General features: G+C 69.2%; 19 protein-coding genes. 10 read left to right on the top strand and 9 right to left on the bottom strand.

Annotation, left to right across the window (positions count from 1 at the left end):
- Position 1: 1 nt before the first annotated feature.
- Positions 2-1,000 (bottom strand): carbohydrate ABC transporter permease, encoded by a 999-nt coding sequence (locus ACFYL6_RS24540; RefSeq protein ID WP_387174537.1) that lies wholly within the window; start codon positions 998-1,000, stop codon positions 2-4.
- On the bottom strand, positions 997-2,181 hold the full coding sequence (locus tag ACFYL6_RS24535; protein WP_387174535.1) for an extracellular solute-binding protein: 1,185 nt from the start codon (positions 2,179-2,181) through the stop codon (positions 997-999). Before ACFYL6_RS24535 ends, ACFYL6_RS24540 begins: the two co-directional genes overlap by 4 nt.
- A gap of 262 nt (positions 2,182-2,443) precedes the next feature.
- Between ACFYL6_RS24535 and ACFYL6_RS24530 the strand changes: the two genes are divergently transcribed.
- The 4 genes from ACFYL6_RS24530 to ACFYL6_RS24515 all read left to right on the top strand — a co-directional run bounded on the left by ACFYL6_RS24530 (position 2,444) and on the right by ACFYL6_RS24515 (position 8,564).
- Positions 2,444-3,448 (top strand): LacI family DNA-binding transcriptional regulator, encoded by a 1,005-nt coding sequence (locus tag ACFYL6_RS24530; RefSeq protein ID WP_387174533.1) that lies wholly within the window; start codon positions 2,444-2,446, stop codon positions 3,446-3,448.
- A gap of 179 nt (positions 3,449-3,627) precedes the next feature.
- Positions 3,628-5,475 carry a glycoside hydrolase family 15 protein gene (locus ACFYL6_RS24525; RefSeq protein ID WP_387174531.1) on the top strand — a complete coding sequence of 616 codons (1,848 nt, stop codon included), beginning with the start codon at positions 3,628-3,630 and terminating at the stop codon, positions 5,473-5,475.
- Between the two features lie 126 nt (positions 5,476-5,601).
- Complete coding sequence (locus ACFYL6_RS24520) at positions 5,602-6,156, top strand: hypothetical protein (RefSeq protein ID WP_387174529.1); 555 nt, start codon at positions 5,602-5,604, stop codon at positions 6,154-6,156.
- Between the two features lie 218 nt (positions 6,157-6,374).
- Positions 6,375-8,564, top strand: coding sequence for a HelD family protein (locus ACFYL6_RS24515; protein WP_387174527.1), 2,190 nt, complete (start codon positions 6,375-6,377; stop codon positions 8,562-8,564).
- Here ACFYL6_RS24515 and ACFYL6_RS24510 read toward each other — a convergent pair.
- The 3 genes from ACFYL6_RS24510 to ACFYL6_RS24500 form a co-directional block, all read right to left on the bottom strand.
- Positions 8,549-9,412: an alpha/beta fold hydrolase gene (locus ACFYL6_RS24510; protein WP_387174525.1), complete on the bottom strand. Its 864-nt coding sequence runs from the start codon at positions 9,410-9,412 to the stop codon at positions 8,549-8,551. The two genes, ACFYL6_RS24515 and ACFYL6_RS24510, sit on opposite strands and share 16 nt — an antisense overlap.
- Before the next feature lie 122 nt (positions 9,413-9,534).
- Positions 9,535-10,956: a dihydrolipoyl dehydrogenase family protein gene (locus ACFYL6_RS24505; RefSeq protein WP_387174523.1), complete on the bottom strand. Its 1,422-nt coding sequence runs from the start codon at positions 10,954-10,956 to the stop codon at positions 9,535-9,537.
- Position 10,957: 1 nt separating this feature from the next.
- Positions 10,958-11,518 carry a hypothetical protein gene (locus ACFYL6_RS24500; protein ID WP_387174521.1) on the bottom strand — a complete coding sequence of 187 codons (561 nt, stop codon included), beginning with the start codon at positions 11,516-11,518 and terminating at the stop codon, positions 10,958-10,960.
- A gap of 189 nt (positions 11,519-11,707) precedes the next feature.
- Between ACFYL6_RS24500 and ACFYL6_RS24495 the strand changes: the two genes are divergently transcribed.
- Positions 11,708-12,316, top strand: coding sequence for a TetR/AcrR family transcriptional regulator (locus ACFYL6_RS24495; RefSeq protein WP_387174519.1), 609 nt, complete (start codon positions 11,708-11,710; stop codon positions 12,314-12,316).
- A 99-nt stretch (positions 12,317-12,415) separates the two neighbouring features.
- On the opposite strand, the gene ACFYL6_RS24490 is transcribed toward ACFYL6_RS24495, so the two are convergent.
- Positions 12,416-13,651, bottom strand: a complete 1,236-nt coding sequence (locus ACFYL6_RS24490; protein WP_387174517.1) for a low temperature requirement protein A — start codon at positions 13,649-13,651, stop codon at positions 12,416-12,418.
- A 109-nt stretch (positions 13,652-13,760) separates the two neighbouring features.
- A complete protein-coding gene (locus ACFYL6_RS24485) occupies positions 13,761-14,270 on the bottom strand; it encodes a hypothetical protein (protein WP_387174515.1) in 510 nt (169 codons plus the stop codon).
- A 204-nt stretch (positions 14,271-14,474) separates the two neighbouring features.
- On the opposite strand from ACFYL6_RS24485, the gene ACFYL6_RS24480 reads away from it, so the two are divergent.
- Positions 14,475-15,719, top strand: a complete 1,245-nt coding sequence (locus tag ACFYL6_RS24480) for a PQQ-dependent sugar dehydrogenase (RefSeq protein ID WP_387174513.1) — start codon at positions 14,475-14,477, stop codon at positions 15,717-15,719.
- A 115-nt stretch (positions 15,720-15,834) separates the two neighbouring features.
- On the opposite strand, the gene ACFYL6_RS24475 is transcribed toward ACFYL6_RS24480, so the two are convergent.
- On the bottom strand, positions 15,835-16,179 hold the full coding sequence (locus tag ACFYL6_RS24475; protein ID WP_387174511.1) for a cupin domain-containing protein: 345 nt from the start codon (positions 16,177-16,179) through the stop codon (positions 15,835-15,837).
- A gap of 76 nt (positions 16,180-16,255) precedes the next feature.
- Here ACFYL6_RS24475 and ACFYL6_RS24470 point away from each other — a divergent pair, with 76 nt between their 5' ends.
- On the top strand, positions 16,256-16,600 hold the full coding sequence (locus ACFYL6_RS24470) for a hypothetical protein (RefSeq protein WP_387174509.1): 345 nt from the start codon (positions 16,256-16,258) through the stop codon (positions 16,598-16,600).
- Positions 16,601-16,765: 165 nt separating this feature from the next.
- Positions 16,766-16,969: a cold-shock protein gene (locus tag ACFYL6_RS24465; protein ID WP_238661733.1), complete on the top strand. Its 204-nt coding sequence runs from the start codon at positions 16,766-16,768 to the stop codon at positions 16,967-16,969.
- A 125-nt stretch (positions 16,970-17,094) separates the two neighbouring features.
- Here the strand turns inward: ACFYL6_RS24465 and ACFYL6_RS24460 are convergent, their stop codons facing one another.
- Complete coding sequence (locus tag ACFYL6_RS24460) at positions 17,095-18,585, bottom strand: hypothetical protein (protein WP_387174507.1); 1,491 nt, start codon at positions 18,583-18,585, stop codon at positions 17,095-17,097.
- A 95-nt stretch (positions 18,586-18,680) separates the two neighbouring features.
- Here ACFYL6_RS24460 and ACFYL6_RS24455 point away from each other — a divergent pair, with 95 nt between their 5' ends.
- Both ACFYL6_RS24455 and ACFYL6_RS24450 read left to right on the top strand, forming a co-directional pair.
- Positions 18,681-19,454: a gamma-glutamyl-gamma-aminobutyrate hydrolase family protein gene (locus tag ACFYL6_RS24455; RefSeq protein ID WP_387174505.1), complete on the top strand. Its 774-nt coding sequence runs from the start codon at positions 18,681-18,683 to the stop codon at positions 19,452-19,454.
- 193 nt (positions 19,455-19,647) lie between these two features.
- A complete protein-coding gene (locus tag ACFYL6_RS24450) occupies positions 19,648-23,217 on the top strand; it encodes a hypothetical protein (protein WP_387174503.1) in 3,570 nt (1,189 codons plus the stop codon).
- The last annotated feature ends 1 nt before the right edge of the window (position 23,218 follow it).

Below are 23,218 nucleotides of genomic sequence, written 5' to 3'. Positions count from 1 at the left end.
GTCACTTCGCCCTTCCGGTGATGGCGCCCTCGATGTCGCGGCGGAGCAGGAACCGCTGGAACAGCAGCGCCGCCACGAAGGAGATGACGAACAGGATTACCGCCACGGCGTTGCCGTAACCCCAGAGCCGGGCGAAGAACCCGTTGTCCACCATGTAGGTCGCCATGGTGGCCGATGCGCCGAGGGACCGCACCGCGGGCACCGAGGTCACCCAGATCATGTCGAAGATCTGCAGCGAGCCGATCATGGACAGGAACATCCAGATCCGGATCGTCGGGCCGAGCAGCGGGATCGTGACGTGTCGTTGGATCTGCCACCAGCTCGCGCCGTCGATGGCCGCCGCCTCGGTCAGTTCGTCGGGCACGTTGGACAGTCCAGCGAGGAGCAGGATGATGGCGAAGCCGACGTACTTCCAGGTGAGGATGGCCAGCAGGGTCCAGATGACCACATCCAGGTCGGCCAGCCAGGCCTGCACCAGGCCGCCCATTCCCAGCGACCGCATGAGAGCGTCGACAGTGCCTTGGTCGGTCAGCAGCAGCTTCCACATGATGCCGACGGTGACCTCGGCCAGCACGTACGGCACGAACACCAGCAGGCGGAACACCGCCCGCCCACGGAAGCGACGGTTGAGCAGCAGGGCGACGCCCAGGGCGATCGGGCCCTGGATCAGCAGCGACCCGAACACGATGATGGCGTTGTTGCGCAACGCGTCGAGGAAGATCGGGTCCTGGAAGGCGAGGGTGTAGTTCCGCAGGCCGACGAACTCGGTGGGAGGCCCGACACCTCTCCACCGGAACAGGCTGTAGTAGACCGCGAAGCCCATCGGCACCAGCACGAACATCACGTAGATCAGAACGGCCGGCGTGGTGAGCCCGATGATCTCGTACCACTTGCGGCGGTTGTCGGCTCGGCGGGCGGCGTCGCGCCCGGCCCTGTGGGGGCCCGCCGGCGACGCGGAAGCGCCGCCGGCGGGCATACGGAGCTGATTGGCGGAGGTCACTTGCTTGCGGCCGCCTTCATTGCCGAGACGACCTTCTCAGGCGTCCCGTTGCCGGCGAAGATGGCGACGATCGCGTCGTTCATCGCGTTGCCGACGGTGCTGCCGTAAGCCGTGTCCAGCCAGAGCTGGACGTAGCTCGCGCTGGAGGTGGCCTCCAGGATGGACTTCAGCGCGGGGTCCTTCACGGCGTCCGCCGCGCCCTTGGCGACAGGCAGGCCGGTGCCGGTCTCGGCGTAGCCCTTCTGCACCTCGGGGCTCACGATGTACTTGAGGAACTCGACGCACTCCGCCGGGGCGTTCTTGGCGCAGGAGAACCCGTCGCCACCGCCGAGGGCCGCCTTCGGGTCGCCCGGCGAACCGGAGATCGCCGGCACCGGGAACCAGCCGAGGAACGAGGCGAGCTTCGCCTTGTCCGTGGTGACGGTGTCCAGCGTGCCGCGGTTCCAGTCACCCATGAGCTCCATCGCGGCCTTGCCGTTGGCGAGCATGCCGTTGGCGCTGGTCGGGTCGTTCTGGCCCGGCGTGGCGATGAAGTTGGGCTGGAACGGCTTGGTGTCGATGAACGTCTTCAGGTCCTGGCCGGCCTTGACGAAGCACGGGTCGTCGAAGTTCTTCTCCGCGGAGGCCTTCTTGAGGGCGTCGACCGAGCAGGCGCGCAGCGCCATGTTGTACCACCAGTGCGCGGCCGGCCACTTGTCACCGGCGCCCACGGCGATCGGAATGACGTTGGTCGCCTTGAGCTTGGTGACCGCGGTGTTGAGCTCCTCGAAGGTGGTCGGCGGAGCCGAGATGCCCGCCGCGGCGAACATGTCCTTGTTGTACCAGACGCCCTCGATGCCCATCCGGAACGGCAGGCCGTACTGCTTGCCCTTGACCTGCCAGATCTCCGAGGCACTGCCGATGTTGCCGACCTCGGTCTTGGTCTGGTCGGTGATGTCCTTGAGGTAGTCGGCCTCCACCTGCTCGGTCATCTCGCCGCCGCCCCAGGCCTGGAAGATGTCCGGCGGGTCGCTGCTCAGCAGCGCGGCAGGGAGCCGGGTGCGCTGGAGCTGGTTGGTCTCGATCGCCTCAATCTCGATCTTGACAGTGGGGTGGAGCGCGGAGAAGTCCTTGGCGACCTTCTCCCAGTAGGTCTTGCCGGGCCCGTCCTGTGAGGCGTTGTGCCACCAGGTCAGGGTCACCGGGTCCTTGTACAGCTCGCTCTGAGGGGCTGCCTCTTCGCCGCCGCCGGAACACCCGGCGAGGACGACAACACTTGTCATTAACAGTGCCAGGACGGCACTCGCACGCCGCTTCGTTGCCATCGATGTCTCCTCGACTAGTCAGTCGCGGTACTCGGCCTGCGGCGAAGTTTTACAGTCATGTAACTTGATGTCAATCGGTATCGATAACGTTTTCGAGTCGCCGACGACGCACCTCCGGCGGGGCCCTATCATCATCGACGTGGTGTTTCAGCAGCGCGTCAAGATGTCGGATGTGGCACGTACTGCCGGCGTCTCGGTCGCGACCGTGTCCAAGGTCGTCAACGGCCGCTACGGCGTGGCCCAGGCGACCGTGGAGCGCGTCCAGCAGGTCATCCACGAGCTCGGCTACGAGGCGAGCCTGGGGGCGCAGAGCCTGCGCAGCCACCGCACCAACGTGCTCGGCATCCTGGTCGCCGAGTTCGAGCCGTTCTCCACCGAACTGCTCAAGGGTGCGTCGCAGGAGGTCGCGGGGAGCGGATACCAGCTGCTGGCCTACTCCAGCGGGGACGGCGAGGGCGCCGCCGTGGGGTGGGAGCGGCGCTCGCTCGCCCGGCTCTCCGGCACTCTCATCGACGGCGCCGTGATCGTCACGCCGACCGTGGTCGAGACCGAACACAGCTTCCACGTCGTGGCCGTCGACCCACACACCGGTCCGTCCGACCTGCCCACCGTCGATTCGGACAACTTCGCCGGCGCCGTGCTGGCGACCAACTACCTACTGTCGCTCGGCCACACGCGGATCGGGCACATCAGTGGCCGCACCGACCTGAAGTCGGCGCAGCTGCGCGAGGCCGGCTTCCGCAGTGCGATGGCCGAGGCCGGCGTGCCGGTGGACGAGCGGCTCGTCCGCGTCGGCGGGTTCCGGATCGAGAGCGCCGCCGGCACGGCCGCGGAGCTTCTCGCCCTCACCGACCGGCCGAGCGCGATCTTCGCGGGTAACGACCTCTCCGCGATCTCCACGATGACCGTGGCCCGCGACATGGGCCTGTCGGTGCCCGACGACCTGTCGGTGATCGGCTTCGACAACGTCCCGGAGTCGGCGCTGGTCAACCCGCCGCTGACGACCATCATGCAGCCGCTGCAGCGGATGGGCGCCGAGGCGTTGCGCCTGCTCATCGACCTGATCGCCGGTGTCGAGCGGGACACCCACATCCGGCTCCCCACCGAACTGGTCATCCGGTCGTCCTGCCGCCCGCACCCCTGACGCCCCCGGGCCCGCGCGCGACACCGGCCGGCGAGCGCTCCCGTCTCCGCGAGCGCCGGTCCGGGCCGGAGTCGTCGCGGTGGGGGCACGCGACAGGGTGGCGGAACATGAATCTCACCTAAGTCGACAATTCTCCCCCTAGGTTCGATGCGCAGGACGCAGCCGAACCGGGGAGAGACGTGGACAGCTATCCGGCGATCGAGGATCACGGGCTCATCGGCGACCTGCAGACCGCCGCGTTGGTGACGTGTGACGGGACGGTCGACTGGTTCTGCGCGCCGCGGTTCGACTCGCCGAGCATCTTCGCCGCCCTGCTGGACAAGGAGAAGGGCGGCTACTTCCAGATCGCGCCGCACGACGTGCGGTACGTGACCAAGCAGCTCTACCTCCCCGGCACACCCATCCTGATCACCCGGTTCATCAGCGCCGACGGCGTGGCCGAGGTGATGGACTTCATGCCGGTCACCGGCGAGCGGGCCACCGACGCGCACCGCCTGGTCCGCACCGTCACCATGGTCCGAGGCAGCATGCGCTTCCGGGTGGAGTGCCGGCCGCGGTTCGACTACGCCCGCGAAGAGCACCAGCTGGAACGCCACCACAACGGCTACGTCTTCCGCAGCCGGTCGGCGACGCTGACGTTCAACCCGGTCGACCCGGTGCGGCGGTTGATCTCCGAACAGGGTGACGTCCACCTCGAGGGCGGCGACCTCGTCGCGTACGGCACCCTGAACGAGGGCGACACCGGCGGGGTGGTCCTGGAAACGGGCGGTACCGAGCCGCGCGTCATCCCGCCGGAAGAGATCCAGGGCATGTTCGAGTGGACCCGGGACTACTGGCGACGCTGGCTCGAACGCTCCCGCTACACCGGCCGTTGGCGGGAGATGGTGGAGCGCTCCGCCATCACGCTGAAACTCATGACGTACGCGCCCACCGGCGCGATGATCGCCGCGCCCACCGCCGCGCTGCCGGAGCTGGTCGGCGGAACCCGTAACTGGGACTACCGCTACACCTGGGTACGCGACACGTCGTTCTCGGTGCACGCGCTGCTCGGCCTCGGCTTCACCGAGGAGGTCAGCCGGTACATGAACTGGCTGGACGAGCGGATCCGCGAGGCCGGCGACCACCAGGACCCGCTGAAGATCATGTACCGCGTGGACGGCTCCTCCGACCTACACGAGGAGGTGCTGGACCACCTGGAGGGCTACCGCGGCTCCCGGCCGGTGCGGATCGGCAACGGCGCCGCCGACCAGGTCCAACTCGACATCCACGGCGAGGCGCTCTACGCCATGCACCTCGCCGACGAGCAGGGCATCCGCGTCTCGCACCAGGTGTGGAAGAGCACCGTCCGGCTCGTCGACTGGCTCTGCCACAACTGGGACCAGCCCGACGCCGGCATCTGGGAGAGCCGCCACCACCCCCGCAACTACACCTTCGGCCGGGTGATGTCCTGGGTCGCGCTGGACCGGGCCATCCGGCTGGCCACCCGCACCGGCCGCCCCGGGGACATGACCTGCTGGACCGAGCAACGCAACCGCATCTACGACCAGGTCATGGCCCGCGGATACGACCGGACCCGTGGCACCTTCGTGCAGGCGTACGACGAGACCGTGCTGGACGCGGCGCTGCTCGCCATGCCGACAGTCGGGTTCGTCACGCCGAGCGACCCCCTGTGGCAGTCCACCCTGCAGGCGATCGAGCGCGAACTGGTCTCCGACAGCCTGGTCCACCGGTACGACCCGGTGCACTCCCCCGACGGTCTCCCCGGCCACGAGGGCACCTTCAACATGTGCACCTTCTGGTACGTCGAGGCGCTGGCCCGTTCCGGCCGTCTCGACGATGCCCGACTCACGTTCGAGAAGATGTTCACCTTCAGCAACCACCTCGGCCTCTACGCCGAGGAGATCGCCGCAACCGGGGAGCAGATCGGCAACTATCCCCAGGCGTTCAGCCACCTCTCACTGATCAACTCCGCGCTGACGCTCAACGACCTGCTCGACACCGAGGCCGACGCCCGCCGCCGCCGGTAGCGCGGGCACGCCCCGGTCGGCCGCCGTCGCGTGGCCGACTTCGGGAAGGGCTTGACGCGCCCACGTCCAACGCGCATGGTCGATACGCATTGACCATCTCGAATGTATTTGACGCGGGGAGAACCGATGAGAGCCTTCGTCACCACCGCCTCGGCTGCGGTCCTGCTGCTCCTGGCCACGGGCGGGACATCCCACGGCCAGCCGGCGGCCGACCCGCCCTGCACCGGACAGGTCCACCCGAACCCCGGGTTCGAGCGCGGCACCACCGGCTGGACAGCCGGCCCCCGCATCGTCGTGTTCGGCGACGCGATCCGGCCCGCACACACCGGCCGCGCGTACGCCGCCTTCGCCGGACTGGACGTGACGCGTACCGACCTGCTGCGCACCACCGTCACCGTGCCGGCCAACTGCGACCTGACGGTCCGCTTCTGGGTCCGGACCACGACCACGGAGACCAGCCGAAGCGACTATCTGAACGTCGGACTGGCGGTCACCGGGATACCCCCGAAGACGAGGTTCTCGCTGGCCTTCGACGGCGGGGCGCAGTGGCGGGAGTACGCCATGTCGAGCGGAACCGCGACGACCGAGCGGACCGCGACGGTCAGCTTCGTCGGCAGCGAGACGGCCGGCAACGGCGCCACGGCCTTCGACGTCGACGACGCGACCTTCACATTGAGCTGACCTGAGCGGGGACCACTCGCAGAACAGATAAAGACCGGACTGTCAATAAGCGAATCCGGATTGGTGAGGCCACAAGCAACCCCGGAACTGCAAGGCATTGAGATTCCGATCTCTGCCGACGGATTTCCTGGCCGATGGGGAAAAGCAACCCTATGCTTGCCGCCGAATGCACTGCGGCTCGTCCGGGCCGACGGTTCCACCGATACGGGGATTTGCGAATGCACCGGGAGTCTGCTCTGAGCAGCGGCACTGTCGACGTCAGCGAAGCAACGGACGGCCAACTGCCAACCTCCACCGCAGAGGGTGCCGCGCGTCGATCCGCTGTCGCCGAGGAACAGGCGTTTCTGGATGTGGCCACGGCCCGTCGCGACAGGCTGGCCGACCACCTACAGGCCGAGCTTTCGGCAGAGACGCTGGACGCGTTGGAGCAGGCCCGGCAGCGCATGCTCCGCCGGCAGTACGACGAGCTCCGGCGAGCAGGGGAAGGGTTGGTCTTCGGCCGCCTCGACGGCCGTGACGGCACCGTGCGCCACGTGGGCCGTGTCGGTCTCCGCAACGACGGCGAGGACGGTGAGCCGCTGCTGGTGGACTGGCGCGCTCCCGCAGCTCGGCCGTTCTACACCGCGACGGCCGTCGACCCTCAGGGTCAGGCACGGCGCCGGCACATCCGTACGACGGGGTCGACAGTCGTCGGCGTGGACGACGAGCCGCTGGACGGGACCACGACGGCGGAACTCGTCGGCGAAGGCGCTCTACTGGCCGCCCTCGACCAGCGACGCACCGGGCACATGTCGACAGCCATCTCCACCCTGCAACGCGAACAGGACGACATCATCCGGGCGGAGGCGACCGGCCCGCTGATCGTCCAGGGCGGTCCCGGCACCGGCAAGACCGTGGTTGCTCTGCACCGCGTCGCGTACCTCCTGTTCACCCATCGGCAGATGGCCGACCAGGCGGTCCTGGTCCTCGGCCCCTCGCCGCGGTTCCTCCAGTACATCGCCCAGGTGCTGCCCGCGCTCGGTGAGACCGCCGTCGTCTCGGCGACCTGCGACACCCTGCTCAGTGACATCCAGGTGGGTCGCGACGAGAGCCGACTCGTCGCCGAGATCAAGGGACGTGCCCTCTGGCAGCCCGCGCTCGAGAGCTACGTCGCGTCGCTGCTCCCCCGGCCCCGCGAACTCAAGCTGCGCTGGGAGGGGGAGTTCTACGTCATTCCCGCCGCAACCGTGGCGCAGGCGCTGGCCTCGGCGGTGCAGGGACGCCCGTACCACCGTGCCCGCGCGGCGTTCGCCGAGCAGTTGCACCACCTCCTCGCCGATGTCGTCGCCGAGCAGCGCGAGGCGCTGATGGACGAGATGGAGGAGGGGTTCGAGGACATCCTGGCCCGCGTCGACAGGGGCATGGGGTACGCGCACCACTCCGCCCGGACGTCCACCGGCAGCGACATCGACGGGTTGCTCTCCGAGGAGGAGATCGAGCAACTGCGTGGTCGGATCGCCGAGGACCCCACGATCGCCCGGTTCATCGAGGCATGGTGGCCCACCCGCGACGCCGAAACCCTGCTGGGTGATCTCCTGACCGACCGCGCCCTGCTGGCCCGGTTCGCTCCGCGACTGTCCCCCGAGGAGATCACCGCCGTCGCGGCCGAGCCCGCCCCGTGGGCCCCAAGCGACATCCCTCTGCTCGACGCCCTCGCCGACCTGCTCGGCGAGGTCGACGCCCCGCAACCACAGGGCGAGTTCGTCGCCGACCGGGCGCGCCGCCAGCGCGGCTGGGTGTACGGCCACGTAGTGATCGACGAGGCGCAGGAGCTGTCCGAGATGCAGTGGCAGATGGTCCTCCGGCGGTGTCCCAGTCGCTCCATCACCGCGGTCGGCGACATCGACCAGGCCGAGGCGGCGCACCGGCACACCAGTTGGGCACAAGCGGTGCAGGCCGTTTTCGCGGATCGCTGGACCGCCGCGGAACTCACCATCTGCTACCGGACCCCGCGCGAGGTCATGGATCTCACCGAACCGGTCCTGCGGAAGGCTGGCAGCCACAACACGCCGCCACGAGCCGTACGCTCCTCCGGCATCGTTCCGTGGGAACTCGCCGTCCCGACCGCTGAGCTTGCCGATGCCGCCGTCGAAGCGGTGCGGCAGTTGCAGCAGCGGTGGCACGGCGGCACGGTCGGCGTCATCGCCCCCGCGGCCCGCGTCTCCGCACTCCTGGCCGTGCTGGGTGATGTGCCGGTGCTCACCGCGACCGAGTCCAAGGGATTGGAATGGGACGCGACGCTCCTCATCGACCCTCAGGGAATCGCCGCCGAACCGCGCGGCTGGAACGGCCTCTACGTCGCGCTCACCCGATGCACCCAGGAACTCGGACAGCTGATGCTCACGGCGAGGGCTCAGGACAGGAAGTAATGCAGCGCCGCGGTCAGGTCGTCGGGGTTCTCCTCGGCGACGTGGTGGCCGGACTCGATCGAGTGGCCGCGTAGATCGGGGGCCCACGGGCGCCAGACGGCTAATGGATCGCCGTACAGGTCTTCCATGTCGTCCCGGGTCGACCACAGCAGCAGGGTTGGGCAGCGGACAGTACGGCCGTCACGCCGGTCGGCTTCCTCGTGCGCGCGGTCAACGCCGAGGCCGGCCCGGTAGTCCTCCAGCATCGCCCGTACGGTGGCGGCGTCGTGGATGGCCTGCCGGAACTCCTGGTAGTTCTCGGCGCCCATGCTCTCGGGCCGAGCCTTGGTGGCGTACCAGGCGTCGGGGTCGGCGGCGATGGCTCGCTCTGGCTTGTCTGGCTGGGCGAAGAAGAACCAGTGGTACCAGTCATGGGCGAACTTCGCATCGCACCGGGCCAGGGCCTCACTGATGGGTACGCCGTCGATGACCACCAGGTGACTGACCGCGTCGGGATGGTCCAGCGCCAGGCGTAACGCCACGTACGACCCACGGTCGTGCCCGACCGTCGCGAACGTCGGGTGGCCCAGGTCAGCCATCAGCCGGACCATGTCCGCGGCGACCACCCGCTTGGACTGCTGGGAGTGGTCCGCGCGGATCGTCGCCTTGCCGGATTGCCCGTAGCCGCGCATGTCGGGACAGACGACGGTGAACCCGCGATCAACCAGCTGCGGCGCGACTCGATGCCACGTCGACCCCGTACGCGGATGTCCGTGAATGAGGAGGACCGGCGGCCCCTGCCCCGCATACCGGACCCGGAGTTCCACCTCCCCGACGTCGATCCGCGCGTCCTCGAAACCGTCGAACATGCGCGACAAGTATCCCGGCCCCGGTCAGGGAAAACATCCACCCACCCGGATGCGCGGACGCCGATCGGCACCTGGCTCTCGTCCCGGCGCGGACGGCGCCGGGACGAGTGCTCGGTTCGCCGTCAGCGGCCGTATGTCTCCAACAGCCGCAGCCAGACCTCGCTGACGGTCGGGTACGCCGGCACCGCGTGCCACAACCGGTCCAGCGGGACCTCACCGACGATGGCGATGGTCGCGGCGTGGATCAGTTCCGCCACGTCCGGGCCGGCCAGGGTGAAGCCAACGATCACCTTCCGGTCCTCGTCGACGACCATCCGGGCGTGCCCCTGGTAGCCATCCGCGTGGAGCGTGGACCCGGCAACCGCACCCAGGTCGTAGTCCACGACCCGGGTCCGCAGCCCAGCCGCCTCGGCCGCGGCCGCCGTCAAGCCCACCGACGCGATCTCCGCGTCGGTGAAGACCACCTGCGGCACCGCACGTTCGTCTGCCGTCGCCACGTGCCGGCCCCACCGGCCGTCCTCGACCGTGGCACTCTTCGCCCGGGCCACGATCACATCGCCCACCGCCCGGGCCTGGTACTTGCCCTGATGGGTCAGGAGCACCCGCCGGTTGACGTCGCCCGCGGCATACAGCCACTCGCCGCCACCGACGACGCGCAGGGTGTCGTCGACCGCCAGCCACGCACCGGGCGCCAGCCCGATGCCGTCGAGGCCGATGTCCTGGGTGTTCGGCGTACGACCAACCGCCACCAGCACCTCGTCGGCCTCGACCCGCTCGCCGGAGGCGGTCTCGATGTGGACCGTTCCGCTGCCGTCGCGCTTGACGGATACGGCCTCCGCGCCGAGGTGTACCGACACGCCGGCCTCGCGCAACGAATCCGTGACCCGCTCACCGGCGAACGGCTCCGCCGACGGCAACAACCCATCGCGGGCCAGCACCGTCACCGACGACCCCAGGGCGGCGAACGCGGTCGCCATCTCGGCCGCGACCACGCCACCACCGATGATGGCGAGCCGGCGGGGCACCGACCTGGCCGACGCGGCCTCGCGGCTGGACCACGGCGCCGCCTCGCGTAGACCCGGGATGTCCGGCAACAGAGCGCTGCTGCCGGTCGCGACGACCACCGCGTGCCGCGCGGTCAGCGTCGTCGTGACACCGTCGACGCCGGTCACCTCGACAACCCGGGCGGAACTGATCCGCCCATGACCACGGTGCAGCGCGATGCCGGCCGACTCCAGCCACGAGACCTGTCCGTCGTCCTGCCAGTGGGACGCGAAGGAGTCCCGCCGGGCCAGCACCGCAGCCGCGTCCAGGTCTCCCGTCACTGCCTCACGCGCACCCGGCAGGTGGCGAGCCGCCCGCAACGCGGACGCGCTGCGCAGCAACGCCTTGGTCGGCATACAGGCCCAGTACGAGCACTCGCCACCGACCAACTCCCGCTCGACGATGGCCGCGGTCAGCCCACCCCGCACGACCCGGTCGGCGACGTTCTCCCCGACCGGACCGGCACCGATCACGACGACGTCGTACTCGATGGTTGTCATGTCAGTTGCTCTTCGCGGCGCGGCCGAGGCGGACAGCGGCGATCAGGAAGAAGATGGCGCCGGGAATGGCGTAGCCGGCCGCGTTGGTCAGCGAGGGGTGGTCTGCGGAGGCTCCGGCGATGAAGGACCCACCAGCGAGAACGGAGATGCCGCCGCTGATGATCATCGGCCACTGGCCGCCCATCTTCCGTCGGGTGACACCGACGATCAACTGGACCAGCCCGGCGACGATCGCCCAGGCGCCCCACACCCGCAGGACGGCGGGAACACCGGACGCGCCCGCGACACCGACGCCGACCGCCGTGATCAGGCTCACCGCGACGTTCACGTACAGCAGGGCCGGCGAGCCGGTGGTCCGTGAGGAACGGAGGTCGTAGATGGCGGCGCCCACGTCGAACAAGGGGTAGAGCACGAACAGCGCCACCGCGAGCGGACCGATCTCCTTGGCGGTGGCGATCGTCACGAGTGCCCACACGATGGCGAACGCGAAGCGGACGAAGTACAGCCGCCGCAGTGCGGACGCGGTCTGGGAGATGCCGGTCGGAGCAGCAATGGTGGTCACGGGTGACCCTTTCAGCGGAGAGGTGAGGAGACCGAACGTTCTACCCACCGAGCATGACAGGCTCAGCCCTCAGCGTCAAGACCGACCGTTCTATCCACCCCCAGTGCTCGTCGCCATCGACGTGCCGCCGCCGAACCTGCGGCCGTTCGCGTCCATCAGACCGAACGTTCTATCCGCTAAGCTGGTGGTATGACGCGCGGAAAACCCGACGCTCGGCCCTCTGAGGCGCGCCTCCGGCTCCTCGCCACGGCGACCAGGCTCTTCTACTCGGAGGGCATCCATTCCGTCGGCATCGACCGGATCATCGCCGAGGCGAAGGTGACCAGGGCGACGTTCTACCGGCACTTCCCCAGCAAGGACGATCTGATCCTCGCCTACCTGCGGGAAGTCCACGAGATGGAGCGCAGCACGGTCGACGCGGCCATCACCACCGACTCGTCGCCGGTCGACCCACTCCTGGCCATCGCCGGCTCCATCGCACAGAACATCCAGTCCCCCGGGTTCCGTGGCTGCGCCTTCCTGAACGCCGCAGCGGAGTATCCCGCCGCCGAACACCCCGTACGCAAGGAGATCATCGCCCACCGGCAGTGGTTCCTGGACACGCTCAGCACACTGATGGCACAGGTCCACCAGGAGACGGCGGATCCCGCCGCGCGCCACTTCGTCATGCTCCGCGACGGCGCCATGGCCGCCGGATGCCTCTTCGACCCCGCGTTGGTGTCCGAGACCTTCCTGCGCGGCGTCGAAGGCCTTCTGTCGATCAATGCCGAACGCCAGTCGAGCGAGTCCGCCGGCTAGTACCACGACAGCCCCGCAACGACACCGTGTTACGCGGCGGGGCAGGCAATCACGGCGGTGCCATCCCCAGGTGGTCGTCGGTCCGCCACGGCCGCGCGGTCACGCCTCGGAGTCGCGAACCTCGGCTGCGCCCCGCCCGATCGGCGAGGCGGGAACCTCCACCGGCTGTCCCCGGCTCCGCAGCGCGTCGAGGAGCGCGACCAGTATCAGCACTCCGGCCACCACGCTCAGCCCGACCATCGGCGTCCAACGGGCCAACGCCGGCGTGAACACCAGCAGGGCCACCAGTCCGATCACGCGGGACCGGGTGACCCGGCCGAAGATCTCGTACTCCAGCCTCGTACGGGCGACCAGGAAGAGCATGGGCCCGCCCACCACGAACAGCAGCCAACTGGGCTGCGGCTGCCCGAACGGCTGATCGATCACCAGCTCGTAGCCGACCGACGTGACGAGCACGCTGAGCACGACCAGCAGGTGCGTCCGTTCCGACGCCGCGCCCAGCCGGCCGGGCATGACCGCCCGGTCCAACGCATCGGTCAGCAGCAGACCGGCGCGGTGGAAGTAGATCCGCCAGAGCAGCGCGCTGGTGGCGAACGCGACCGCGAAGGCGGCTGCCCGCTCGGCGGAATAGTCGGTGCCGCTGAACACCACGCCGATGACCAGAATCGACTCACCGAGCGCGATGAGAAACACCTGCTGGTAGCGGTCGGCGAGATGAGTCCCCGCGATCCGCCAACGGCTCACATTCGAGGCCCCGAGCCACGGCAGCGGCCAGCCCAGGGACCAGGCGAGGTAGTCGACGGCGAGGGCGGCAGCCCACAGCGGCAGGCGAAGTCGGTCCGGACCCAACGCGCCGGCCAGCCACAGAGGCGCGCTCGCCGAAGCCCACACCGCAAGCCGGAACGGCACCAGCCGTCGCGGATGGCTACGCAGCGCGGCGGCGACCACCAGCGGCCGTACCACCATCACCATCAGGTACGCGGCCACGAACGGCAGCGCCCGCTCCTCCATGGCCCGCGGCAGCGTCACCGCCATGATCAGGCCGGCGAACATGGTGCCGACCACGACGGCCTGAATGATCGGCTGCTCTGGTTCGTAGCGGCTGGTGATCCAGGCGGTGTGCGACCAGATCAGCCAGAGCGCCAGAAAGAGCAGCAGGGTACGTCCGAACCCTGTGACGAGCGCCCAGCCAGTGTCATCGCTCAAGCCGGCGAATCGTTGCGAGACCCGGGTGAGGGCCACGACGAAGGCCAGATCGAAGAACAGCTCCAGGAATGTCGCGCGGCCTGAACTGGTGGGAGGACGCAGCAGCTCGGCACCCCGACCCGCCGCCATCGTCCGCCTCCGTCCCCGCCCCTGGTGAGCAACGAGCCGGCAGCCAGCGGAGTTGCGTCAGCCCTCACTGGTGTGAGTTGGGGTGCCTCAATCGGTCACGTGGCGGGCGTCAGGTCGCGAACGCGGCTGGCAGGCCGAGTTCGGCCCGGGCCACCTCGATGAATCGGCGCTCGGCCTCCCACAGGGCGTCGAACCGATCGGCGGGCAACGCCTGGGCGTCGCTGTCCGCCCGACTGGCGGCCAGGAGCCGGGCCTGGCGCACCAGCTCCGACGAACCGCTCACCACCTCGACCTGGCCGGCCACCAGCCGAAGCGCGGTCTTGGTGCTCTCCAGCCGCTCCCGGTAGCGGCTGCCCTCGTCGTCGAAGAACGGCATGAGATCACTCGGATCACGCGGGCGCGGCACCGCGGTGATGCGGGCGGCCGGGTTGAGGACGAAGGCCACGTACTCCCGGACCGCGCCGATGAAGTCGGTGTACGCGTTCAACCGGATGTCACGCCACTGTCGATCCTGGTCGCGCCGCCACAGCCGGTCCTGGGCCCGGACGGTAAGCCACCCACCGATCAGGACCGCCAGCAACGTCGTCGTCGCGGTGACACCCTCCTGGACCACACTCACCGGCACCACCGTTCGTATCGATCGGTAACTCACCCTACCGCCCGTTGTCACCTGCTCCGGAGGTCGCGCGACGGACCGGGTCCGGCCGGTGCCGCCAGGCGTAGCCGGTCGGAGTCGCCAGACGTCGGTTGGATATTGATTCGAGCCAATGTATCGTGGGAACGCTCCCAGACCGCCACCAACCACCTGCCCGAGGAGCTGAACATGTCACGACGGCGTTATCGCCCGGCCACCATGCTGGCCGGGCTGATCGCTCTGGCCCTGGCCGCGTCCCTGTCGCCACCGGCGCCAGTGGCCGCCACCGCCGCGGCCGACAGATCCCACCCCCGCGCTGCCCCACTCGCTGAGCTGACCGTGGTATCCGAACAGGTGGCCTTCGGTCTGCAGCGTCCGATCGCGATCACCGGCCTGCCGGACGGCCGCATGCTGATCGCGGAGAAGAACGGCACCGTCCGCGCCTACCACCCCGACACCGGTCTGGCGGCCGAGCCGGTGCTCGACCTGACGGCCCGGATCGACACGTCGGACAACGAGCGCGGCCTGCTCGGCATCACGCCTGCGCCGAACTTCGCGCGAACCGGGATGCTCTACGTGGCCTACACGAGCCTGCCGGCCGGCGCGCTGACCCTGGCGCGGGTGCCCATCGGCGCTCCCGACCGGGTACAGGTGCTGCTCACTCAGGAGCACGCCGAGTACGGCAACCACAACGGCGGCCAGGTGGCGTTCGGTCGCGACGGCTACCTCTACTGGTCCCTTGGCGACGGTGGCTACGCGAATGATCCGTTCAAGTCCGGGCAGAACCTCGGCACCCTGCTCGGCAAGATTCTGCGGATCGACGTCAACCGATCCTGCGGAGGCAAGCCCTACTGCGTGCCCTTCGACAACCCGTTCGTCCGCACGCAGGGCGCGCGTCCAGAAATCTGGGTCTACGGGCTGCGCAACCCGTGGAAGTTCTCCATCGACCCGGTCGACAACTCGCTGTGGATCGGTGATGTCGGCCAGGGCCTGATCGAGGAGATCAACCACATCCGCCCGTCGCAGCGTGGCGCGAACCTCGGCTGGTCCTGCCGAGAGGGCACGCCGGTCTTCGACCAGACGCAGTGCCGGCCGGGTGTGCGGCTTACCGACCCGGTCGTCGAATACGACCACTACATGACGGAGAACTGCTCCATCATCGGCGGTCTGGTGTACCGGGGGTCCGCCACCCCGGAGGCGCGGGGAACCTACATCGCGAGCGACTACTGCTCGACCCGCGCGTTCGCCGTGCGTCCCAAGTCCACGGGTGGCTACGAGTCCGCTGAGATCGGCACCTTCCCCACCCAGCCGACCGCGTTCGGCACCGACGTGAACGGCGAGGTGTACGTACTCAGTGACCTCCCGGGGTGGCTGAGCCGGGTGCGGTTCGAGCGAGTGCAGCCAGCCCCCACCGGCGGGGTCGCGAACCGCTGATCCTCGCTCCACATCGCACCACCCCTGGGGACGGCCGTGTTCGGCGGCCGTCCCCACGGTTATCTGGTCCTCCCTAGGACCGACGCCGATCTCCGGGCTGGCGGCCTCGGCCGCCCTACTCGGCTCGCCGGCCCGCAGCGCGCGACCCGTACGCCGGCCCGAACACCACCAGCAGCGCCAGGTCCTCGGTCACCTCGTCGAACCGGTGCTCCTCGCCAGCCGGCACGAAGATCACCGAACCCGGGCCCACCTCGGCCTCCCCGTCTGGGGTCACGATCCGGGCCCGCCCCGCGGTGACCACGTAGATCTCATCCTCCGTGTGCGGGCTCTGATCGTCGAGACCGCCCGACGGGATGCAGTACGTTCCCACCGACAGGTCCGGCACTCTCAGGTGTTCGACCCAGTCGTTGGCGACCCCGGCGGGTGCGGTCCACCGGCCCGCGCCTTCGATGATCAGCATGGCGGAAGCCTAGCTCGGTGCGGATCGCCTGCGGTCGATCTCGGCCGTCGCGCGTGGACGTTCAGCGGGTCGCAGTTTGGCAGCACGAGCACCTCCAACCCAGTCCGGCGAGTTCGAGGACCTCAAACGTCGGGCCAGCGTGGCCCTGCTGGTCGCCGCGTTGGTCGCGACCGCCGGGCCGGCAGTCATCGCGCTCGTCGCGTACCAACTGCGGCGGGTACGCACCGCATTGGTCCTCCTGGTGCTCACCGCCGTGATCGCCGTGCCCGCCGCACCGATCGCCGTCCTCGCCGGCCGGACCTCGATCCGCCGCCGGCAGCGACGACGCCCGGCCCGCCGGGGCACTGCGTGCAACACAGCGGCGGTGACACGAGTGACCAGATCCGCTCACCACCGTGGATCAAGTCTTGTGCTACGGTAGCCGTGTTGCAGTTTTGATTTCCGTAGACGTTTTCCGGCGCCTGATGGGGCATCTGAAACCCATCCAGGCGCTTTTCGTTTTTCGTGTCGTTTCGACGCGGGTAATCAACGCAGCGGCGTAAGGGTCCGCACAGTGCGGTCTCTAACAGCCTGCGAAGGAGCAGACATGACTACAGGCACCGTGAAGTGGTTCAACGCCGACAAGGGTTTCGGCTTCATCAGCCCGGACGACGGCGGCGCCGATGTCTTCGCCCACTTCTCTGCGATCTCGGCGAGCGGCTTCCGCAGCCTCGACGAGAACCAGAAGGTGGAGTTCGACATCACCCAGGGCCAGAAGGGCCCGCAGGCGGAGAACATCCGCCCGGTCTGATCCACACTCTGCGAACGGCGGCCCGACTGATTCAGCGGGCCGCCGTTCGGCGTTTCGTGCGCTCGCCACGGCGTGTCGAAATCGTCTGATCGGCAGAAGCCCGGCCATCGCGCTCATCGAACTGCTCAAGAGGTAGCCGGGCCAGCTCCCGCGTCTTTCGCGAGCAACAGCGCGGCGGTGCCGTCCGCCACCGAGCCGGACAGGTTTGCCAGGCGGTGTCGGGCCGTTTCGGCGCTGTCCGCGAGCACCACGATGTCGGCACGCCCGGACGCCGCGAGATGACCGACGTTGTGCACGAGCAGATCACCACGCCTGGTGGACGGATTCCAGAGCCTGCCTTCCAGACGATCGATCAGGACGTCGAACGGAATCGAACGCAGCTGCGGATGCCGCAGGGCGCCGAAGGCGTACGGCTGTGATCTGTTGGGAAAGAGGCGGTCCAACATGGCTCCCAGCACCGAGCCGCCGCTCCACCTGGCATTGCAGTCGACGACCCGAACGTCCGCGTCCGCGAGGGACCGGCCGGTGACGATGAAGTCGAACGACAGACGCCCGAGATATCCCAGTGCTTGCAGGAGCACCGCGATCGTCGAAGCGTGGGAGCGCAGGCGGCGCACGATCTCGGGCGGAAGCGCGCCGGCGACGCCGCCGCCGAACTGGGACCGGTCGGCGTCGGTGAAGATCTGATCGATGACCCGGCCGCAGGTCGGTGCCGCCGCCTCCCCCGGCGCTATCGTCACCTCGATGCTGGGTGCGGCGAGTGTCTCCTCCCAGCTGGTCACCAGCACGGCCGAGTCATCTCGGAGACCCAGATCGCGGTAGACGTCGGCGGCCCAGGCAGTGAGGGCCCGCCGGTCGAGTCGACGCAGGACGTCGGTCGCGAAGACGCGCATGCCCAGACCGCCGGCGGAATCCGGTATCCGTACGGCGAGTTTGGGCGAGTGTCGGGAGATCTCCTCGATTGCGGCCGGGACGTCGGCGAAGCGGCGCGTCACCCGCAGCCGGGGGATCGCCTCGGCGCCGAGCAGGTCCGCGACCGTACTGAGGAACCAGGACTTGTCGTTCGCCAACTGACACAACCGGGGAGGCGGCCCGAGCACTGGCACCGACAGGCGGGCGGCACGGGACAGGCGATCAGCGAGCTGCCACGCCGCCTCGGACGCGTGGTAGGGATGCAGATATGCGCCGCCGCGAGCGGCCTCGACCAGGGCCGCCGACGTACGGCTGTCGCTCCACGCCGCCGAGCACAGGTCAGTCGCGGAGTCGGGGTGCAACCAGACCGGATCACCCAGCCCGAGGCGCCCTGAGTAGTACTCGTCGAATCCGGCTGGTGGCCGTGGCCGAGAAACGATGATGTCGTCGCCTCCGGCTCGCAGCCGGGCTCTGAGTTGAAACCCGTCCGGATACGGGATCTGATCCATGAGTCGGATCGCGCTGTAGTCGTCGAACAGGACGGCCCGCCGAGCGACGGTCCACGCCCCGCGATCCGTCGTCGCTTCCTTCTGCGCGTGTAGTTCCGAGTCGCCGTGGAGAATGTCCGCCGCCAGCTGCCGCGGATCTGGTCTCTTCCGGGATTGCGATGATCGCATCTGTATTCCCATCTGCTCCCGTCGCACCGAGGATAGAGGGAGCATCGATGACGGCGAGTGGCCCGCCGCCGCGTGGTCACCGTCGTTTGTCGCGTGTCGCACTGGGGCGAAAGGCTGACCACGTGAGATCACCAACAGGCAGCACACCCGTCGTCGGCGTGCTTGCCTGTACCAGCCAGAGCGCCACCGGCACCACCTACTCACACGTCAACAGGACGGTCGTACGTCAACTCGCTCGGCACGCCGACGTTGCCGCCGTACTGATCCCGGCCACCGAGCCGGACAATGCCGGCGCCATACTGTCGGTCCTCGACGGCCTCGTGTTGCCCGGCGGTCCGTCCTTCCTGCACCCGGCCACTTTCGACACAACCACACCGATGCGGCCGGACCGCGCCTACGACCCTGCGCGCGATGCCGTCGCCAGCGCGCTGCTCGCCGCCGCGGCCCACCTGCCCGACCTGCCGGTGCTCGGCAGCTGCCGGGGGATGCAGGAGATCGCCGTGCACAGCGGCGGGCTGCTGTGCGAGACCGACCCCACCGGTAGCCACCGGCGGCTACCCGATGAGAACGACGACCGGTGGGGCCCGGCCCACCCGGTCACCCTCACCCCCGGCGGCCACCTCGCCAACCTGCTCGGCCAGCCGCCCAACGCGGAGTTCCTGGTCAACTCCCAACACTCGCAGATCGTCGACCGGCTGCCGACCAGCGTCTGCATCGAAGCGGTCGCGCCCGACGGCGTGATCGAAGCCATCGCCGTCGACCGGCCACACCGATTCGTGCTCGGCGTTCAGTGGCACTTCGAACAGCACACCGCCCGCAGCCCACTGGACCTGGCTCTCCTGGCCGAGTTCGGCCGGCGCTGCCGGATCCGACACAACGGCGGGCCCGCTCGCTGACACGGTCCGCCGCCCACGTGGCGCCGTGTCGGCCAGGGCGCCCGGGACGGCTTGGCGACACATGTCGCCTTGCGCCGCTGAGACATCGAAGCGATACCATGAGCGAGGCGTACGCATTCTCGGCTCCCCGTGCAGTGACGACGGCGGCACGGGGTTCGCCTCTGGGGCACGTCCTGTCGGACTCGGAGTCGGCGTGAAGAGACAACGTGCACTCGCGCTGTATCTCAATGTCGCGCTGATTCTGGCCACGAGCCTGCTCGGTCTGATCGGCAACTATCTGACGAACCTGAGCGAACCGCCCACCTACCTGCGGGTCCTGCAGTCTGTGGCGATCCCGGCGTTCGTCGTGATCGTGGTTCTCCTCGTCGTCGGGCAGGTCGTTCTCCACGTCGCGGCGAATCCCAAGGCGAAACGCTCCGACTGGGACCCGCGCCGGCCGCCGTACCCGGGGTTGGAGCCCTTCCGGGAGGAGGACTCGGCCGTCTTCTTCGGTCGGGACCAGCAGATCTCGGACATCGTCCGGCGGATGCTCGCCGCTTCGGCGGACCCTCGGGAGCGGCTGCTGGTGGTGGTTGGCGCGTCCGGCGGGGGGAAGTCCTCGCTGGTGCAGGCAGGTGTCGTTCCGACGCTCAAGACCCGGCGGTGGATCAACCTGCCCACCATCAACCCGGGCGGCGCACCGGTGACGAACCTGGCCAAGGCCATCACCGAGGCGCTCCCGGAGCCGGTCGCCATACCGGTCATCGTCCGGGCGATACGCGAAAACCCGGCCAGCGCGGCGAACTACGTCGCCGAGATCCGCCGAGGAATGGGACGCCGGTTCGGCCACGTGCTCCTGGTGATCGACCAGTTGGAGGAGCTGTTCACGCTCTCCGGCGAGAGCGATCGGCACCTGTTCCTCGAGATCGTCGAGCGCCTGTTGGCCGCCGACTCCCGGTTGTCGGTGATCGCCAGCATGCGCATCGAATACCTCGCGCAGTTCCTCGACAGCGACATGGCGGCGCTGTTCCAGAACCCCGTCGCGATCGGTTCCATCAAGACCGAGTACCTCACCGCCATCATCGAGGAGCCGGCCCGGATCGCCGGCATGACGTTCGAGCCGTTGGTCGTCAACCGGATCATCGCCGACGTCGGCACGACCGACGCGCTGCCGCTGTTGGCGTACCTGTTGCAGGAGCTCTTCTTCGAGGTCCGGCCCGGAGCCGCGGTGAGCCTGAAGGCCTACCTCGCCACCGGCGGGGTCGGTGGCGCACTCACCCGGCAGGCCGACCAGGTCGTCACCGAGCTACGCGGGGAAGGCGGCATCGCCCCGATCCTGACGACCCTGCTGCGGTTCGTCTCGCTCGATTCAAGCGAGGCGACCAAACGACCGGTAGCTCTCGCGGAGCTGAGCTCCGAGCAGCGCCGTACCGTCGCCGCTTTCGTCGACGCGAGGCTGCTGGTCAGCAAGGTGCAGGACGGCGAACCCGTCGTGGAGGTGGCGCACGAGTCGCTGTTCCGACTCTGGGCGCCGCTGCGGCAGGAGGTCGAGACGCGCGCCGAGCACCTCCGTCGGCGCTCCGAGTTGGAGCGGTGGGCCGCCGACTGGCAGCACTCCGGGCGCAGCGACGACTACCTCCTGACCGGGCAGCGGCTGGTGCTGGCCGAGCAGTGGCTCACCGGCCTGGAGGCGCTCGGCCAGGCGAGCGAGGTGGTCCGGGCCCTCATCGAGCAGTCGAAGCGCCGGGACCTGGCCTTCCTGCGTCGCGTGTCGGAGAACATCGGCCGGTACGTCCTCGCCAATGCCGAACGGTTCCCGGAGCTGTCGATCCTGCTCTCCATCGCGGCGATCGCCGAGGCGCCCATCACGCCGCTGATCGAACGCGCACTCATGTCCGCGCTCGCCTTCAGCCACCTGCGGCGGGTGCTCTCCGGGCACACCGACACCGTACGGTCGATCGCCTGGTCCCCGGACGGCCGCCTGATCGCCACCGGCTCCCGGGACAACTCCATCCGCGTGTGGGACCCCGACTCCGGCCAGGCGATCGCCGAGTTCACCGGTCACGACGCCATGGTGGAGGCCATCGCCTGGGCGCCCGACTCGCGCCGCGTCGCCAGCGGTTCCCGGGACCGTACGGTCAAGTTGTGGCGGGTGGGCGCGGACGACCCGCCGCCGACCCTCTACGGCGCCGACGACCTGATCCGTGGCATAGCCTGGTCGCCGGACGGCGAGCACGTCGCCGCAGGCGCACAGGACCACCACATCCACGTGTGGCGGACGGACACCGGCGACCACACGGCGACCCTGCGCGGGCACACCGGCGACGTCTACGGTCTCGCCTGGTCGCCGAACGGCACGCTGCTCGCCTCGACGTCGCACGACCGCACCGCCGTCGTGTGGAACTTCGCTACGGGTGAGCAGCAGACCGTGCTGCGGGGGCACACCGACTTCATCGAGGGCCTGTCGTGGTGCCCGGATGGGCGACGGCTCGCCACGGCCTCAGGCGACCAGACGATCCGGATCTGGGACGTCACCGACGGCCGTCAACTGCTGCTGATCCGTGGGCACACCGATTTCGTCTGGGACGTTTCGTGGTCACCCGACGGACGGTCACTGGCCTCCGCCTCCAGCGACCGCACCGTACGGATCTGGGACGTCAGCGACGCCCGGGAGGTCGCCGCGCTGCGTGGTCACGAGGACGCCGTGTGGGGCGTGGCCTGGTCGCCCGACGGCACCGCGCTCGCCTCGGCCTCCAGCGACCACACCGCCCGGGTCTGGTCGATACTGCCCCGCGGTGCCGAACGACAGGCGTTCACCGGGCACACCGGAGGGCTTCGCGCGGCGGTGTGGGCCGCGGGCGGGTCCCGGATCGCGACCGCCTCGGACGACGGGACGGTCCGGGTCTGGAACGTGGCGTCCGGAGTCGTCAGCACCTTCACCGGGCACACCGGCACCGTCTGGGGGGTGGCGTGGGCACCCGACGGGCACCGCCTCGGCTCGTGCTCGAACGACGGCTCGGTGCAACTGTGGCGCCCGGACAGCGTCGAGCCATACCTCCGGCTGGACGAAGAGACGATCTGCGAGGGTCTCATGTGGGCCCCGGACAACACACGGATCGCCACGGCCTGCCGGGACGGCACGGCGTCGATCTGGAACGCCACGACGGGCCGCCGGCTGCTGCAACTGCGCGGCCACACCGACTGGGTGGTACGCCTCGCGTGGTCGCCCAGTGGGCGCATGATCGCCACGACCTCGGACGACCGTACCGGCCGGGTCTGGGACAGCGCCACCGGCGAGGAACTCGCCGTCCTTCGCGGCCACCACAACTGGGTGGACGGCGTGGCCTGGTCACCGGACGAACAGTTCGTCGTCACCTGCTCGGCGGACTGGACCTCCCGGATCTGGGCCCCCCGCACCGGCCGGCACATCCGGACCCTCGAAGGCCACGAGGGGCGGGTACGGGCGGTCGCCTGGTCACCGTCCGGCGACCAGATCGCCACCGGCTCCTACGACCGCACCGTACGGGTCTGGAGCGCGCTGGACGACGCGGAGCCTCGGGTGGTCGGCGTACACGTGGATCGGGTGACGTCGGTCGCCTGGTCGGCCGACGGGCGGACGCTGCTCACCGCCTCGCTGGACAAGTCGGCCCGACTCTGGTCGGTCCAGCCCGACATCGACGACCTTCGGACCCGAGCCCGGCACCGGGTGTTCCGAAATCTGTCCGCGGGAGAGCGACAGTCGCACATGCTCTCGCTACCGGACGAATCGCCCGGGCAGCACTGAG

It is taken from the genome of Micromonospora sp. NPDC007208 (genome assembly GCF_042869175.1).
Lineage (GTDB): Bacteria > Actinomycetota > Actinomycetes > Mycobacteriales > Micromonosporaceae > Micromonospora > Micromonospora foliorum.
Note: the sequence above shows the minus strand (reverse complement) of the source record. Positions and strands in the feature narration are given on the sequence as shown.

Excerpts from the sequence above, each read along its gene's own strand:
- ACFYL6_RS24520 (WP_387174529.1), top strand. The coding sequence starts at position 5,602 with ATGAGAGCCTTCGTCACCACCGCCTCGGCTGCGGTCCTGCTGCTCCTG.
- ACFYL6_RS24515 (WP_387174527.1), top strand. The coding sequence starts at position 6,375 with ATGCACCGGGAGTCTGCTCTGAGCAGCGGCACTGTCGACGTCAGCGAA.
- ACFYL6_RS24510 (WP_387174525.1), bottom strand. The coding sequence starts at position 9,412 with ATGTTCGACGGTTTCGAGGACGCGCGGATCGACGTCGGGGAGGTGGAA.
- ACFYL6_RS24505 (WP_387174523.1), bottom strand. The coding sequence starts at position 10,956 with ATGACAACCATCGAGTACGACGTCGTCGTGATCGGTGCCGGTCCGGTC.
- ACFYL6_RS24495 (WP_387174519.1), top strand. The coding sequence starts at position 11,708 with ATGACGCGCGGAAAACCCGACGCTCGGCCCTCTGAGGCGCGCCTCCGG.
- ACFYL6_RS24490 (WP_387174517.1), bottom strand. The coding sequence starts at position 13,651 with ATGGCGGCGGGTCGGGGTGCCGAGCTGCTGCGTCCTCCCACCAGTTCA.
- ACFYL6_RS24480 (WP_387174513.1), top strand. The coding sequence starts at position 14,475 with ATGTCACGACGGCGTTATCGCCCGGCCACCATGCTGGCCGGGCTGATC.
- ACFYL6_RS24475 (WP_387174511.1), bottom strand. The coding sequence starts at position 16,179 with ATGCTGATCATCGAAGGCGCGGGCCGGTGGACCGCACCCGCCGGGGTC.
- ACFYL6_RS24465 (WP_238661733.1), top strand. The coding sequence starts at position 16,766 with ATGACTACAGGCACCGTGAAGTGGTTCAACGCCGACAAGGGTTTCGGC.